Annotated in this window: 13 protein-coding genes; 4 read left to right on the plus strand and 9 right to left on the minus strand. The window is 70.3% G+C overall.

Annotated features, from left to right (window positions below; genetic code table 11):
• Positions 1 to 47: 47 nt before the first annotated feature.
• The gene (locus tag ACZ4TO_RS16960; protein WP_468024554.1) at positions 48 to 1,760 is read right to left on the minus strand and encodes an MFS transporter; all 1,713 of its coding nucleotides are present in this window, start codon (positions 1,758 to 1,760) and stop codon (positions 48 to 50) included.
• 275 nt (positions 1,761 to 2,035) lie between these two features.
• On the opposite strand from ACZ4TO_RS16960, the gene ACZ4TO_RS16965 reads away from it, so the two are divergent.
• Positions 2,036 to 2,806 carry a TetR/AcrR family transcriptional regulator gene (locus ACZ4TO_RS16965; RefSeq protein WP_382786503.1) on the plus strand — a complete coding sequence of 257 codons (771 nt, stop codon included), beginning with the start codon at positions 2,036 to 2,038 and terminating at the stop codon, positions 2,804 to 2,806.
• Between the two features lie 39 nt (positions 2,807 to 2,845).
• Here the strand turns inward: ACZ4TO_RS16965 and ACZ4TO_RS16970 are convergent, their stop codons facing one another.
• Entirely contained in the window at positions 2,846 to 3,709 is an 864-nt protein-coding gene (locus tag ACZ4TO_RS16970; RefSeq protein WP_468024555.1) for a TIGR03943 family putative permease subunit, read from the minus strand.
• On the minus strand, positions 3,706 to 4,725 hold the full coding sequence (locus tag ACZ4TO_RS16975) for a permease (RefSeq protein WP_382786497.1): 1,020 nt from the start codon (positions 4,723 to 4,725) through the stop codon (positions 3,706 to 3,708). Before ACZ4TO_RS16975 ends, ACZ4TO_RS16970 begins: the two co-directional genes overlap by 4 nt.
• Before the next feature lie 351 nt (positions 4,726 to 5,076).
• On the opposite strand from ACZ4TO_RS16975, the gene ACZ4TO_RS16980 reads away from it, so the two are divergent.
• The 3 genes from ACZ4TO_RS16980 to pqqB all read left to right on the plus strand — a co-directional run bounded on the left by ACZ4TO_RS16980 (position 5,077) and on the right by pqqB (position 9,727).
• Complete coding sequence (locus ACZ4TO_RS16980) at positions 5,077 to 8,046, plus strand: carbohydrate binding domain-containing protein (RefSeq protein WP_468024556.1); 2,970 nt, start codon at positions 5,077 to 5,079, stop codon at positions 8,044 to 8,046.
• 212 nt (positions 8,047 to 8,258) lie between these two features.
• Positions 8,259 to 8,672, plus strand: coding sequence for an SseB family protein (locus tag ACZ4TO_RS16985; RefSeq protein ID WP_355772933.1), 414 nt, complete (start codon positions 8,259 to 8,261; stop codon positions 8,670 to 8,672).
• Positions 8,673 to 8,845: 173 nt separating this feature from the next.
• Positions 8,846 to 9,727 (plus strand): pyrroloquinoline quinone biosynthesis protein PqqB, encoded by an 882-nt coding sequence (gene pqqB / locus ACZ4TO_RS16990; RefSeq protein ID WP_468024557.1) that lies wholly within the window; start codon positions 8,846 to 8,848, stop codon positions 9,725 to 9,727.
• Positions 9,728 to 9,840: 113 nt separating this feature from the next.
• Here pqqB and ACZ4TO_RS16995 read toward each other — a convergent pair whose 3' ends face one another.
• The 6 genes from ACZ4TO_RS16995 to ACZ4TO_RS17020 form a co-directional block, all read right to left on the minus strand.
• The gene (locus ACZ4TO_RS16995; RefSeq protein WP_382786485.1) at positions 9,841 to 10,233 is read right to left on the minus strand and encodes a MarR family winged helix-turn-helix transcriptional regulator; all 393 of its coding nucleotides are present in this window, start codon (positions 10,231 to 10,233) and stop codon (positions 9,841 to 9,843) included.
• 58 nt (positions 10,234 to 10,291) lie between these two features.
• Positions 10,292 to 10,642, minus strand: a complete 351-nt coding sequence (locus tag ACZ4TO_RS17000) for a VOC family protein (RefSeq protein ID WP_382786483.1) — start codon at positions 10,640 to 10,642, stop codon at positions 10,292 to 10,294.
• A 166-nt stretch (positions 10,643 to 10,808) separates the two neighbouring features.
• A complete protein-coding gene (locus tag ACZ4TO_RS17005; protein ID WP_382786480.1) occupies positions 10,809 to 11,840 on the minus strand; it encodes a LacI family DNA-binding transcriptional regulator in 1,032 nt (343 codons plus the stop codon).
• A complete protein-coding gene (locus tag ACZ4TO_RS17010; RefSeq protein ID WP_468024558.1) occupies positions 11,837 to 12,739 on the minus strand; it encodes a carbohydrate ABC transporter permease in 903 nt (300 codons plus the stop codon). Before ACZ4TO_RS17010 ends, ACZ4TO_RS17005 begins: the two co-directional genes overlap by 4 nt.
• Positions 12,736 to 13,659, minus strand: coding sequence for a carbohydrate ABC transporter permease (locus ACZ4TO_RS17015; protein WP_468024559.1), 924 nt, complete (start codon positions 13,657 to 13,659; stop codon positions 12,736 to 12,738). Before ACZ4TO_RS17015 ends, ACZ4TO_RS17010 begins: the two co-directional genes overlap by 4 nt.
• Positions 13,656 to 14,978: an ABC transporter substrate-binding protein gene (locus ACZ4TO_RS17020; RefSeq protein ID WP_468024560.1), complete on the minus strand. Its 1,323-nt coding sequence runs from the start codon at positions 14,976 to 14,978 to the stop codon at positions 13,656 to 13,658. The genes ACZ4TO_RS17015 and ACZ4TO_RS17020 overlap by 4 nt, the downstream gene beginning before the upstream one ends.
• Positions 14,979 to 15,156: the final 178 nt, after the last annotated feature.

Raw genomic sequence — 15,156 nt, forward strand, 5'->3', positions numbered from 1 at the left:
AGATGCCCGGCCTGTGGTGTTCACCGATGCCGGTTCGCCACCGGGGCTCAGTGCCCGGCGGCGTCCTCGGGCCGGGCGTGCCGCGGCAGCAGGAACGCCAGCAGGAACGTCAGCGCCAGCATGCCGTCGACGATCCAGAGCACCGTCTGCATGACGGAGCCGAATCCGCTCCGGAAGGCCGACGACGCGGTGGCCTGCAGCGCGGCGGGGATGCGGGCGCCGTCCTCGGGTGAGGTCACGGCCGACCGGGTGTCCTTCTCCAGGCGGGCGCAGGACGCCGGCGTCGCTTCGTAGTCCTTGGCGGTGGCGCGGTCCGCGGCGCAGGTGCGCAGGCCCGCCACGATGCGGTCCTGGGCCTCGGGCGCGACGTGCGCGGCGGTGAGCTGTCCCCGCAGACCGTCCGAGCGGTGGTCGACGGCGGTGGCGATCCCGCCGCCGAGCAGACCGAAGAACACCGTGCCGAGGATGGCCACGCCGAAGGCGCCGCCGAGCTGCTGGACCGCGGTCATCGTGCCGGACGCCGAACCCGTCTCGTGCTGCTCCACGCTGGCGAGCACGATGTCGAAGAACGGGGCCATGAGCAGGCCCATGCCGATGCCCGTGACGAGGAGCGAGGGCAGGAGCTGCCAGGGGCCGACGTCGGAGCCCACCTGGTCGAGGGTCAGCCACACGCCGAAGACACCGAGGGCCATGACCAGCGCGCCGGCCTGGAGCACGGTCCGGCCGAACCGGACCACACCCTGGGCCACACCGAAGCCGACGATCATGCCGCCCGACCAGGGCACCATCACCAGACCCGCCTTGAGCGGCGAGTAGCCGAGGCCGATCTGGGTGTAGAGGTTGAAGACGAGCATGAAGCCCTGCATGGCCGAGAAGAAGACCAGCCCGAGGATCATGCCGCTGCTGAAGCCGCGCTTGCGGAAGAGGCTGGGGACGACCAGCGGGTCCTGGCCGGCCTTGCTGCGGCGCGACTCGTACACGGCGAAGGCGACGAAGACGACGACGGAGGCGCCCATCATCAGGAACGTCCACACGGGCCAGTCGTACTCACGGCCCTGGACGAGCGGGAAGATGAGAAGCAGCGCGGCCACGGAGACCAGGATCATGCCGGGGATGTCGAGCCGCGGCTTGGTCTCGGACCGGCCCTTCGGCAGGTAGCGCACGGCGCCGAGGATGGCGGCCGCGCCCAGCGGCAGGTTGATGAGGAAGATCATGCGCCAGCCGGTGCCGAAGTAGTCGGCGTCGACCAGCCAGCCGGCCAGGATCGGCCCGCACACCGCGGACAGGCCCATGACCGGGCCGAACATGCCGAAGGCCTTCTGCGACTCCTTCGGGGGGAACATCTCCTTGATCATGCCGAGGCCCTGCGGCAGCATCACCGCGCCGAACAGGCCCTGCACGACCCGCGCGCCTATCAGCATCCCGGGCGACACGGACACCGCGCACAGCAGCGAACCCAGGGTGAAGCCGGCGGCTCCGACCAGGAACATCGTGCGGCGCCCGTGAATGTCGCCGAGCCGTCCTCCCGTGACGAGCCCGACGGCCATCGAGAGGGTGTAGGCGGCGGCGAGCCACTGGAGCGTGGAGGCGCCGCCGCCGAGGTCGGCCCGCATGGAGGGACCGGCGATGTTCGTGACGACGGCGTCGAGGAGGTCCATCACCTCGGCCGCGAGGATCACGAACAGCGCAGCCCAGCGCCATCGGTAGGGCGCTGGTGAGTCGATGGGCGTCTCGGTGGACGCGACACCGGTGGTGGACATCGGGAACTCCTCGCGAAGAGGCCGCGCCGGGGTCGACCGGAGCGCGGTGGGACGGACGGGTGTGACTGCCCGGCTCGCCGTCTTGGAGGAAGAAGCACGAGACGAGACGCCGGTGAACGCCGTTCACCTTAACAGAACAGTGCTCATCCAGAGAACGGCGTTCATTAAGATATAGCGCAACTCCGCGAGGGAGACAAGATATATCGCGTTGAGTCGAGGTGAACGCCGCTCTCCAGGGGAGAACACTGCTCTCCGGTGCCGCCTAGACTGTGGTCATGAGCGACGCGGCCGCCGGCACCCCCGAATCACCCCCGCCGTCCCCCTGGGAGCGCGAGCGCCCCGTCCGTGCCCGCGTCGCCCCGGCGCGCGAGCCGCTGTCGCGCGAGCGCATCGTCGAAGCCGCCTTCGTCGTGCTGGACCGGTCCGGCCTCGACAAGCTGTCGATGCGGCAGGTGGCCGCCGAACTGGGGGTCGCGGTCTCCGCCCTCTACGCCTACGTCCGCTCCAAGGACGACCTTCTGGAGTTGATGTACACCCGCCTGTTCGCCAGCTTCACGCTGCCCGAACCCGACCCGGAGCGCTGGCAGGAGCAGGTGCGCGACTACGCGCGGTCCTGGCGGTGGCGGCTGCTGTCCCATCGCGACATGGCCAGGATCTCCATGGCCCACGTCCCCTTCACCGCCGAACTGCTGCCGTACGTCGAGTCGTTGCTCGCCGTCTTCCGTACCGCCGGACTGCCCGACCGCATCGCCGCCGAGGCCGGCGACCTCATCTCCACCTACATCGAGGGGTTCGTCCTGGAGGAGGGCATGTGGCAGGACCGGGCCGCGCAGCAGTCCGGCGGCGGCTCACTGGCCCGCCCCGACTGGCGTGAGATGGCCGACGAGATGCAGAACTACTTCGCGTCGCTGCCCGAGGAGGACTTCCCCCATCTGCGGGCCCTGTCCGGGTCGATGGTGACGGACTCCTCCGACGAGAGGTTCGACATCGGTCTGGAGATCATCCTGCGGGGTCTCGCGAGCTATCTCCCGGACCGCGAGGCCTGAGCCCGGGGCGGGGCTCCGTGGATTCGCCCCGCCCTCGGCTCAGTTGTTCCAGCTCTCGTCGTACGGATCGCGCGGCGTCGGGACCGGCTTCGCCGAACCGACCTCGAGGAAGGGGATGATGCCGCCGTTGACCGGGTCCGTCGTCCGCTTGGCGGTGTAGTGACCGGTGACTTCCAGCCAGGTGTCGGGCCGCAGGACGGGCGGCGTCCGTCCGGACAGGCCGATCTTGACCGGCTGGGCGTCCGCGGCACAGCAGTTGAGGGCCATGCGGACGAGATACGGAGCGCCGGAGCGGTCGAGTGCGACGAATCCCGTGATCTTGACCTCCCGGCCTCCCAATGAGCGGCCGTGGCCGTACGCCGCCCTGCTCGCGTAGTCGACCAGCCCGAGGGTGACCGGCTCGCCGGCCGGCAGCTTGGCGTAGCCGAAGGGCGCCTGCAGCGCCGTACCGGTGCGCATCGCGCTGTACGAACCGAGGGCGGGCGGCGCGACCAGGATGAGCGCGAGCAGCGGAAGCACGAGGAGCCACGAGACCCACGGCTCACGATGACCGTGCCCGTCGTCGTCCAGCGCCCCTTGTCCGCCGTGGCCTCCGTGCACGCCGTCTTCCAGGGCTCCGTGCCCAGGGCCCTCGCCGTCCAGGGGCTGGTGTCCGTGCCCCTGTCTGCCGTCGTCCGCGTTCGCTTGTTCGTGGCCGGCTCCGGCCCGGTCCGCCGAGGCCCGGTGATCGCGTATCTCGTACCAGACCGTCGCCAGGGCGGTGACGATGAGCACGACACCGGCCGCGAGCAGCAGGGGCCGCAACCCGGCCTTCACGTACCGCAGATAGAGGTCCGTGACGCTCGCGTGCAGCACCGCCGCGCCGACGAGGAAGAGCACGGCCGCCTGGGCCTGACGGTTCACAGGAGCACCGCCCCGATCAGTACGGACACGAGGATCGCCAGGGCGAAGGTGGTGGGCGCGAACCGAGTCGCGAAGCCGCGGCCGAACGTGCCGACCTGCATCGCGAAGAGCTTCAGGTCGATCATCGGACCCACGACCAGGAACGCCAGCCGGGCGGTGAGCGAGAACTGGGTCAGCGAGGCGACCACGAACGCGTCGGCCTCGGAGCAGATCGACAGCAGGACGGCCAGGATCGCCAGGGCCAGGACGGAGACCACCGGATTTCCCGCCGCGGCGTGCAGCCAGCTCGCCGGTACGACGGCTTTGAGCGTGGCGGCGGCCATCGCGCCGAGCACGAGGAACCCGCCCGCGTGCATGATGTCGTGCCGCACGGACCCCCAGAACGCGGCCCCCCTGCCCTGGCCCTCGTGCGCGGGGCGGGCCGGCGGGCGCAGCCAGTCGGTGCGGCCGAGGCGCTGCCACAGCCAGCCCATCGAGCAGGCCACGAGGAGACTGGCCACGAAGCGGGCGAGGACCATCTCCGGGTCGCGGGGGAAGGCGACGGCGGTCGCGGTCAGCACGATCGGGTTGATCGCCGGGGCGGACAGCAGGAACGCCAGGGCGGCGGCCGGGGTGACACCGCGGCGCACCAGCGCGCCGGCGACCGGTACGGAGGCGCACTCGCAGCCGGGCAGGATCGCCCCGGCCATTCCGGCGACCGGGACCGCGAGCGCCGGGCGCTTCGGCAGCGCGCGGGCGAAGAACGACGGCGGGACGAACACCGCGATGACCGCCGACAGCAGGACGCCCAGGACGAGGAAGGGCAGGGCTTGGACCACCACCGCGACGAACACGGTCATCCAGCTCTGCATCACCGGGGCGGACAGCATCCCGCGGATCGGCCCCTGCGCCGCGACGACCAGCAGCAGGAGCATCGTCAGGGCGAGCGGCGAGTTGACGTTCCAGCCCTGCCGGCCCCCGCGGTCCTCCTCGTCCCGGCGCCGGACGGGCGGCGGGGCTTCCTTGGTGATGGTCACGCTCGAGGTACCTCCGGTCGGGGAAGGGCGCGGCTGCGGTTGCCCTTCCGCCTTGAATACGCCGGTCGGGCCACAGCTTCTCACCGGGTGACGAGGGGATTGCCCGTGCCCGGGGGTTTCTTGACCTCCGCCTGACCGGGGCGCCCGACGCTCGGCGTGCGGTGCGGGCCGGCGCCTGGCGGGGCGGCGACGACGCCCCGCTCGTCGCAGTAGCTGTCACATCTCTTTACGTGGCTGTCATGGACCTGTAGCTTCCGGGCCGCAAGTCCTTTCAGGAACTTGCCGGTTCTCCTTGCAAGGCAACGCCTCCCCGGCAACTCCCCCTCCCCGCACCCGCATTGGAGCCGCCCCATGAGCCGCAGACGTGGACGCCCGCCCCTGAGAGCGCTGACGGCGCTCCTGGCGGTGACCGGACTGTTCGGACTGACCCCGCCGGACCCGGGGTCCGTCCCCATGGAGAGCACGGCCGCCACCTCCACGACGGCGACCGTCTTCTACTACACGAAGACCAAGAACTGGCCGTCCACCTATCTCCACTACGCCCCGGACGGCGGTTCCTGGACCACCGTGCCCGGCGTGCAGATGGAGACGGCCTGCACGGACTGGGTGAAGAAGACCGTCGACCTCGGCTCGGCCGCCGGGCTCCAGGCCACCTTCAACAACGGAAGCGGCACCTGGGACAACAACGGCGGCAACAACTACGCGCTGGGCACCGGTACCATCACGGTCAAGGACGGGGTCATCGCCCACAGCGACCCGTGCGCCGACACCGGTACCGGCACCGGCAACCAGGCCACCGTGTACTACTCGACCGCCACCTCGGGCTGGACCACCGCGAACGTCCACTACGCGCCGACGGGCGGCTCCTGGACGACGGTTCCCGGCGTCGGCATGGAGAGCGCCTGCACCGGATGGTGGAAGAAGACCCTCGACCTCGGGACCGCCACCGCGCTCAAGGCGGCCTTCAACAACGGCAACGGCGTCTGGGACAACAACAACGGTTCCGACTACGCGATCCCGTCCGGCACCACGACCGTGAAGGACCGGACCGTCACCGCCGACGCCAAGGACCCCTGCGCGGCACAGGCCCCCGACACCCAGGCGCCGACCACGCCCGCCGGGCTGAAGACGACCGCCACGAACACCTCGGTGGTGGTGAGCTGGGACCCGGCCACCGACGACACCGCGGTGACGAAGTATCAGCTCACGCGCACGGGTGGCACGAAGGGGACCGTCGTCACGGACGTCGGCTCGACGGTGTACTCCGACACGGGACTTGAGGAGAGGACCGGCTACACCTACACCGTGAAGGCCGTCGACGCGGCCGGGAACACCTCGCCCGCCTCCGCCGCGGCCACCGTCACGACCGGGGAGAAGGCGCCCGCGCCGGCCGCCGGGACACCGCTCGGCACCGACCCGCGCAAGGACCCCATCTACTTCGTCCTCACCGCCCGCTTCTACGACGGCGACAGCTCCAACGACCGCGGTGGCAGCCAGGACGTCAAGTCGGGCAACGCGGCCAACAACGACCCCATGTTCCGCGGCGACTTCAAGGGGCTCGTCGCCAAGCTCGACTACATCAAGGCGCTCGGGTTCTCGGCCGTGTGGATCACCCCGGTCGTCCTCAACCGCTCGGACTACGACTACCACGGCTATCACGGCTACGACTTCTACAAGGTCGACCCGCGCCTGGAGTCCGCCGGCGCCTCCTACCAGGACCTGATCAACGCGGCCCACGCCAAGGGCATGAAGATCTACCAGGACGTCGTCTACAACCACAGCTCCCGCTGGGGCGCCAAGGGCCTGTTCACCCCGACCGTCTACGGCGTGCGCGACTCCCAGTGGAGCTGGTACTACGACGAGAAGAACGAGGGCTTCGAGTACGACGGCCTGACCGTCGAGCCCAAGTCGGGGAAGTCGTACTACAACGGCGACCTCTGGTCGACCGCCGAACCCTCCGGCAACACCTGCCTCAACTGGGGCAAACCCACCGGCGGCAAGAGCGCCGAGGGCTACACGCTGTACAACTGCCAGTGGCCGAGCCCCACGTCGGGCATGTTCCCCAAGGCGTACTACCACCAGTGCTGGATCGGCAACTGGGAGGGCGAGGACTCGCGTTCGTGCTGGCTGCACGAGGACCTGGCCGACTTCAACACCGAGAACGCCACGGTCCAGAACTACTTGATCGGCGCGTACGACAAGTACATCGACATGGGGGTCGACGGATTCCGCGTCGATACGGCCGTCCACATCCCGCGCGTCACCTGGAACCGCCGCTTCCTGCCCGCCATCTACGACCGGGTCACGCAGCGGTTCGGCACGGAGGCGGCGAAGAACTTCTTCGTCTTCGGCGAGGTGGGTGCCTTCGTCAACGACAAGTGGAACCGCGGCTCGGTGAACCACTCCGCGCAGTTCTACACCTGGAAGGAACGCAAGGACTACAGCGCCGACGACGAGACGGCCGCCATCGAGCAGTACACCTACGAGGAACAGCTCGGCACCGGCAACCAGCCCACCTCCGCCAACGCCTTCCTGAGCGGCAACAGCTACCACACCCCGGACCACAGCCAGCTCTCCGGGATGAACATCATCGACATGCGCATGCACATGAACTTCGGTGACGCGCAGAACGCCTACAGCAACGGCAAGGACTCCGACGACTCCGTCAACGACGCCACGTACAACGTCGTCTACGTCGACAGCCACGACTACGGCCCGAACAAGTCGAGCACCCGCTACAGCGGGGGCACCGACGCCTGGGCCGAGAACATGGCCCTGATGTGGACCTTCCGCGGCATCCCCACGCTCTACTACGGATCGGAGATCGAATTCCAGAAGGGCAAGCAGATCGACTGCGGGCCGACCTGCCCCCTGGCGACGACCGGGCGCGCCTACTACGGCGATCACCTCGCGGGCAGCGTCACGGCCTCCGACTTCGGCAAGGCCGACTCCGCGAGCGGCGAGGTCGCGACCACCCTCGCGCAGCCGCTGGTCAAGCACCTCCAGCGGCTCAACCAGATCCGCCGGGCGATCCCGGCCCTCCAGTCGGGCCAGTACTCCACCGACGGCATCAGCGGCTCGATGGCCTTCAAGCGCCGCTACACCAGCGGATCGACCGACAGCTTCGCCCTCGTCACGGTCACCGGCGACGCGACCTTCACCGGCATCCCGAACGGCACGTACACGGACGCCGTCACCGGTGACGTCAAGACCGTCTCCGGCGGAACGCTCTCCGTGGCCGCGCCCGGCAAGGGCAACCTGCGGGTCTACGTACTGAACGGACCCGGCAGGATCGGAACCGACGGGCCCTATCTGAAGTAGCCCGCGAGCGGCGGACCGGTGCGGAAGCGGCGGTCACCCTGGCCCCGTCCGGGCGTCCCACGCCCGGGCGGGACGGCCTGACCGCCGCCCTCGCACCGGCCGGGAGCCAGGATGAATGGCGCGCGGAGCGTTGGGTACGCGACCGAACGACAAGCCCGGGAGCCAGACCGCCTCCGGGTGGCCGCCCGCCCGCCACGATCCGGGGATCTGCCATGGACACGCCCTTGAACAACCACCACCCCAGCGCACCCGAGGCGACGCCCGCCCAGGAAGCCCTGGACACCCTCGCCACGAACACGTCCGACACCGAGGCGCTGGACACCCTCGCCGGCAGCGACGTACTGGTCCCCGTCCCGGACGACGCCACGGACGCGGACGTCGCCGACCCCCACGCCGTGGCCCTGCCGATCCTGGACGATCCCGAAGGCGGACAGGTCGTTCCGGTGTTCACCTCGGAACAGGAACTGGCCGAGCTCCTGCCCTCCGTCTCCCGCTACCGCCTCGTGCCGCTCGGCGCGCTCGCCGCCCAGTGGCCCTCGGGCGATCTGGACCTGATCATCGACGCCGCCTCGCCGCACGGCCTGACGCTCACCTCCGAAGGCGTACGCACGCTCCTGGTGCGCTAGGGCCTGTCGGACCCTCGGCCGCGTCACGCGGGCGCCGCCCACGCCACCGCCCCGGGATCGGTGGGCGGGCCCGCGGGCGAAGGATGTCCGGATCCGCTCCTCCGTGAGGAGTGGCCCGGACCGTCCGAAGGGGGAAGATCCCTGGAAAGCCGCCGCGGAGGAGTGGGGATCCCGTGAGAGTCGTCCTGCTGGGTACGGCCGCCGCCGGCGGCTTCCCTCGGTGGAACTGCGCCTGCGTGCCCTGCTCGGCCGCCCGCGACGGAAAGCTGCCGGCGCGCACCCAGGAGGGCGTCGCCGTCAGCGGCAACTCCCGCGACTGGTGGCTGCTCAACGCCTCACCCGACATCCGTACGCAGCTCAACGCCACCCCCGCCCTCGCCCCCGGGCCCGGGGGCACGCCCGTGCGCGGGGTCCTGCTGACGGACGCCGAGGCCGCTCACGCGACGGGGCTGACCGGGCTGGACGGCGCCCCGGGGCTGAAGGTCTACGCCTCGCCGCCCGTCCTCGCCGCGCTGTCCCCGTTGCGCCCCCTCCTCGACCGCCCCGCCGCGTGGGCCTGGGCTGACAGCTTCACCGAGGGAGGGTTCGTCCTGGCCGGAGGCCTGGTCGTCAGCGCCCACGCCCTCGGCTCCCGGATCCCCGGCCACATCCCCGGGGTGGCCGACGACGACCGCTGGGTGACGGCGTACCGGATCGAGGACCTGGCCAGCGGGGGCGTGCTCGTCTACGCACCGTGCCTGGGCCGGTGGACGCCCGCGCTCGACGAACTGCTCGACGGGGCGACCTGCGTCCTGCTCGACGGCACCCTCTACGCGGCCGGCGGCACCGGCACCTCGGTACGGGCGCCGCGCGGGCGGACCGCCGCCGCGTGGCACCTTCCGGTCTCCGGCGCGGAGGGCAGCCTGGCGGCGCTGGCCCGGCACCCCGGCCCGCGCGTCGTGTACACCCACTTCGACAGCGCCAACCCGCTGCTCGACCCGGCCACGGACGCCTGCGCGGTGGTCACCGAGGCCGGCGCGGAGATCCTGCCCGACGGGGCGGAACTCGTGCTCTAGCGAGGGTCGCGGCGGGCGTCGTGGCGAGCCCGGCGGGACCGGTGCGGGCGGACCGGCCCCGCGGGGGCGAGAAACCGGCCGCCCGCCCCCGGCCCGCGGAAGGCGCGGGCCGCTCAGCCCTGCAGCATGCGGGCGAGCACGGACCGCTGCAGGGGGAGCACCTCGGCGTGCAGTGCGCGGCCCTTGCGGGTGAGCGCGACCCACACCCCGCGGCGGTCCTCCTGGCAGACGGTGCGCTCCACCAGGCCGTCCTTCTCCAGCCGGCCGATGAGCCGGGACAGCGCGCTCTGGCTCAGATGGACCCGGTCCGCGATGTTCTGCACCCGGCAGTGGTCGCCGGGCTCCGCGACCGTCTCCGTGACGAGGATGTCCAGGACCTCGAAGTCACTGGCTCCCAGACCGTGCGGATGCAGCACGCGGTCGATCTCGCACATCGTGCGCGCGTGCACCGACAGGATGTCCCGCCACTGGTCCTCCAGGCGGGAAGTGGGCGTCTGCGTTGCCATAATTGAACGGTAACAGAGATCCGGCCACTAGTTGAGGATGCAATTAGTGTGCCTGCATTCAGTTGGTCGGGTCCTCGATGAGCCCGTACATGTTGCCCTCCGCGTCCTTCACCGACGCGACCTGCCTGCCGTTGCCGACGTCCTGGAGCTCCTGGAGCGTCTCGGCCCCCGCCTCGGTCAGCGCCGCCAGGGTCGCCTTGATGTCGTCGACGTGCCAGAAGGGGACCGGTCCGGTCAGGCCCTTGGCGTGGCCGTTCGGGTCGAGCCCGACATCCTGGCCCGCGTCCTTGAAACCGACGTAGTACGGCTCGTCCACATAGGGCTCCACCCCGAGCAGTCGGGTGAACAGGGCCTTGGCCTTCGCGATGTCCTTGACGGGGTAGATGATGGTCTTGACTCCGGCGGTCATCTCGACTCCTGTGCGGTGCGTGCGGCCGTGTCGGCCGGCTGACAGTGCCGGCGGCGTTCCGACGGCACTTTCACGCTAAGCCGCGGGAGCCGGGTACGGCTTCTCGAATCCTGACCGGTGCGCGGGCGGAGTCTCCCCCGCGAACCGGCGTCCCGCGGCACGTTCCTCAGGTGGACTCGCGGCGCACCAGTTCCGTCGGCAGGATGACCGCGGCCGGATCCTCGCCGCCGATCTGCGCGAGCAGGACCCGCACCATCTCGGAGCTGATGCGGTCCCAGGGCTGGCGGATGGTGGTGAGTGCCGGGGTGGCGGCCGTGGCGGCGGGGGAGTCGTCGAAGCCGCCGACCGCGACGTCCTCCGGAACCCGGCGGCCCGCCTTGCGCAGCGCGGCCAGCACGCCCTGGGCCATCAGGTCCGAGGCGACGAACACGGCGTCCATGTCCGGCGCGCGGTCGAGGAGCAGTTCGGCCCCCGCCTCACCGCTGGCGCGGCTGTAGTCCCCGGAGGCGATGAGACGGTCGTCGGCCTCGACGCCCGCCTCGGCGAGCACTTCCCGGTACCCCGCCAGACGCTCGACACCGCCGGGGGTGTCCAGCGGTCCCGTGACCATGCCGATCCTGCGCCGCCCGAGGGAGAGCAGGTGCGTGACCATGTCCCGGGCGCCGTCGCGGTCGTCGGCGGCCACGTAACTCACCTTGGACCCGAGCCCGATGGGCTTGCCGCACGCGACGAGCGGCACGCCCGCCTCGCGCAGTTCCTCGGCGACCGGATCGCCGGAGTGGCTGGAGACCAGCAGCACCCCGTCCACGTGGCCGGCCGTGATGTAGCGCGTGATGCGCCGCCGCTCGTCCTGGGTCCCTGCGAGCATCAGCAGGAGGGGGACGTCGTGCGCGGCGAGCGCCTGGGTGCAGCCGCGCAGCAGGACGTTGAAGTTCGGGTCCTCGAAGAACCGTTCCTGGGGCTCGGTCAGCAGGAAGCCGACCGAGTCGGACCGACCGGTGATCAGCGAACGGGCGTGCCGGTTCACGACGTAACCCGTTCTGCGGATGGCGGCGTTGACCGCCTCCGCCGCCGAGGGGCTGACGTAGTGCCCGCCGTTGAGCACGCGCGAGACGGTGCCCCGCGAGACACCCGCCTCCCGCGCGACGTCGTGAATGGTCGGCGGCTTGCGTCGGCCCCCCGAGTTGCTCATGGTCATGACTTTACGGCTCCGGACAGCAGGTCGAGGCTCCAGAAGCGCTGGATGACCAGGAACAGCGCGACCAGCGGGATGATCGCGAGCAGGGCGCCGGTGATGACCAGGGTGTACAGGGCCGGGGTGTTGGAGCCCTGTTCCAGGAGCGTGAACAGGCCGAGGGTGATCGGGAACTTCTCGTCGTCGCTGAGCATGATGTAGGGGAGCAGGAAGTTGTTCCACACGGCGACGAACTGGAACAGGAACACCGTCACCAGGCCGGGCACCATCATCGGCAGCGCGATCCGGGTGAAGATCCGCCACTCACCTGCGCCGTCCATCCGGCCGGCCTCGACCACGTCCTCGGGGACGGACGCGGCGGCGTAGATGCGGGCGAGGTAGACACCGTACGGGGACAGGACGAGCGGGAGCAGCACGGAGGCGTACGAATCCGTCAGGTCCGCCTTGGCGAGCAGCAGGTACTGCGGGATCGCGAGGATCACCGGCGGCATCAGCACACCCGCCATGAGGATGCTGAAGACGGTCTCGCGGCCCCGGAAGCGGTAGACCGCCAGTGCGTAGCCGCTGACCGCCGAGACGGCCGTCGACAGCAGGGCGCCGAGACCGGCGTAGAGCGCGGAGTTGCCCATCCACTTCCAGTAGATGCCGTCGCGGTAGGCGGCGAGGTCCTTGACGTTCTGGGTGAACCCGGTGCCCGGAAGGAAGGTGAAGGTCGAGAACAGCTCGCTGCCCGACTTGGTGGCCGCGATCACCACCCAGGCGACGGGCAGCAGACAGTAGAGCGCGCCGAACAGCAGCGTGAGCGTCGGCACCAGGGCGATCCGGCCGCGCGGCGGTCCCTGGGCGGTGCCGGGGGTGGTGCCCGCGGCCGGCGCGGCCTTGCGCAGGGCAAGAGAACTCATCGTGCTTCCTCCTGCTTGGTACGGGAGTTCGCGGCGCGCAGGAAGCCGAACGACAGGACCAGCGTGACCGCGGCGATGATCACTGCCTCGGCCGCGGCGGCGTAGATGTCACCGGTGTTGAACGCGTCCCGGTAGACCTTCATGAGCGGACTCCAGGTCGTGGAGACGGAGTTGGTGAGGGGTTTGAGGGTGGTCGGCTCGCTGAAGACCTGGAGGGTGGCGATGATCGAGAAGAAGAAGGTGAGCACCAGGGAGGGCGCCACCATCGGGATCTTGATCCGCAACGCGGTCTGCAGCGGGGTGGCGCCGTCGAGCCTCGCCGCTTCGAGCACCTCGGCCGGGATGGCCTGGAGCGAGGTGTAGATGACGATCATGTTGAAGCCGGTGCCGCCCCAGACCGCGATGTTCGACAGCGCGAGGTACAGCGGGCCGCCGTCCAGCAGGTCGGGCTGGGGCAGGCCCAGCTTGTCGAGGACGAAGTAGAAGGGGCTCACGTCCGGGAGGTACAGGAAGCCCCACAGCAGCGCCGCCACGACGCCGGGGATGGCGTACGGCAGGAAGATCGCGAGCCGGGTGAAGGGGGCGAGCCGTACCTTCTCCGCGTCGAGCATGAGCGCGAAGAGCAGCGCGAGCCCGAGCATCACCGGCACCACGATGGCGCCGTAACCCGCCACGCGCAGGGCGCCGTCGACGAGTTCGCTGTCGGTGAGCGCGTCGGCGTAGTTCCCGACGCCCGCCCAGACCTCGTCGCGGGCACCGGCGCCCAGACCGAGGCCCTTGACCTGGACCTTGTGCAGGCTGAGCCAGATCGCGTAGCCGATGGGCAGTGCGAAGAAGAGGGCGAAGAGGATCGTCGCGGGGAGGAGGAAAGCGTACGGGGCCCCCTTGACCCCGTACGGCTTCCGGCGTGCGATGGTCACTGAGCGACCCCGAAGCCCTGCTTCTTCAGGTCGGCGACGGTCGCGTCCTGCATCGTCTTCAGGGCGGCACCGAAGTCCGACTTGTTCTTGGCGGCGGCGCCGAAGGCGTCGTTGAAGGACGTGTAGGCGACGTTCACGTTCGGGCCCCAGGCGGAGGGGGCCGTGGTCTTCGCGATCTCCGAGGCCTTGGTGTAGAAGTCCGGCTGGTTGGAGAAGAACGCCGGCGGCTGCGCGAACGCGTCACTGGTCTGCGCGCTGGTGGAGGCCGGGTAGATGCCGCTCTCCTTCGCCATCGCGGCCACCGCCTGCGGGTCCGTGTTCAGCCAGGCGGCGAACTTCGCGGCGGCCGCCTTGTGCGGGGAGTCGGTGGTGACGGCCGTCGAGGAGCCGCCCCAGCTCCCGGTGACGTTCTCGCCCGCCGACCACTGCGGCAGCGGGGCCATCGCCCACTTGCCCTTGGTCTCGGGGGCCGCCGTGGTCAGGGTTCCGGGCGCCCACACCGCGCTGACCCAGGCGATCTCCTTGCCGGTGTTCAGCGCCTTGTTCCAGGCCGGCTGGTACATCGGCTGGTTGTCGATCGCGCCCTCCTTGACGAGACCGCCCCAGAAGTCGGCGACCTTCTGGGTGGCGGCGTCGTCGATGCCGACCGTCCACTTGTCGCCGGAGGCGCTCCACCACTTGGCGCCCGCCTGCTGCGCCAGACCCGCGAACAGGCCGGAGTCGTTGGCGGAGAAGGTGGTCAGGGCCTTGTCCGGTGCCTTCTTCTTCAGCGCGCGGGCGGTCTCGGCGAACTGCTCCCACGTGGTGGGGACCGTCAGGCCGTACTTCTTGAACAGGTCCGCGCGGTAGTAGAACATCATCGGGCCGATGTCCTGCGGGATCGCGTACACCGCGTCCGTCCCCAGCGTCGTCTGCTGCCAGACGCCGTCGGCGAATTTGGTCTTCGCCTCCTTCGACTCGGCGGCTATGTCGGCGAGCGCGTCGTTGCTGACCAGCGTAGGAAGGGCCTGGTACTCGGCCTGCACCAGGTCCGGTGCCTTCTTCGCCTTGTGCGCGGTGAGGATCTTGGTGATGAGCGAGTCGCCCGAGGCCTGCTTCTTCACCTCGACGGTGATCTGCTGCTTCTTGCCCGGCCCCTTGTTCCAGAGGTCGACGACCTTGTCCATGCCCGGCGCCCAGGTCCAGAACGTCAGTGTCGCGGGTCCGGACTGGGATGCGCTCTTGTCGTCGTCGGACGAGCCGCAGGCGACGAGCGAGGTGGCGCCGAGGACGACGGCGATGGTGCTGGCCACGAGGCGGTTGTGCTTCGTGTTGGGCATGGAACGTTCTCCCCTGACCTGGGCCTCCGCCTGTTGCGGAAGGCCTGCCCTGTTCTTGCGCGGTTCGCTTCTCCGGGGTGCGCCGGCCGGCACGGGACCACGAGCGTGCGCGGGGCTCTTCGGGCCCTCGCGCGCTCGTCCGCCGACACCTGAGCGCCCCTTCGGCTCACTTGCCGTG

This window comes from Streptomyces sp. NPDC028298, assembly GCF_055565895.1.

Excerpts from the sequence above, each read along its gene's own strand:
- ACZ4TO_RS17020 (WP_468024560.1), bottom strand. The coding sequence starts at position 14,978 with ATGCCCAACACGAAGCACAACCGCCTCGTGGCCAGCACCATCGCCGTC.
- ACZ4TO_RS16995 (WP_382786485.1), bottom strand. The coding sequence starts at position 10,233 with ATGGCAACGCAGACGCCCACTTCCCGCCTGGAGGACCAGTGGCGGGAC.
- ACZ4TO_RS16960 (WP_468024554.1), bottom strand. The coding sequence starts at position 1,760 with ATGTCCACCACCGGTGTCGCGTCCACCGAGACGCCCATCGACTCACCA.
- ACZ4TO_RS16980 (WP_468024556.1), top strand. The coding sequence starts at position 5,077 with ATGAGCCGCAGACGTGGACGCCCGCCCCTGAGAGCGCTGACGGCGCTC.
- ACZ4TO_RS17010 (WP_468024558.1), bottom strand. The coding sequence starts at position 12,739 with ATGAGTTCTCTTGCCCTGCGCAAGGCCGCGCCGGCCGCGGGCACCACC.
- ACZ4TO_RS16965 (WP_382786503.1), top strand. The coding sequence starts at position 2,036 with ATGAGCGACGCGGCCGCCGGCACCCCCGAATCACCCCCGCCGTCCCCC.
- ACZ4TO_RS16985 (WP_355772933.1), top strand. The coding sequence starts at position 8,259 with ATGGACACGCCCTTGAACAACCACCACCCCAGCGCACCCGAGGCGACG.
- ACZ4TO_RS17000 (WP_382786483.1), bottom strand. The coding sequence starts at position 10,642 with ATGACCGCCGGAGTCAAGACCATCATCTACCCCGTCAAGGACATCGCG.
- ACZ4TO_RS17005 (WP_382786480.1), bottom strand. The coding sequence starts at position 11,840 with ATGACCATGAGCAACTCGGGGGGCCGACGCAAGCCGCCGACCATTCAC.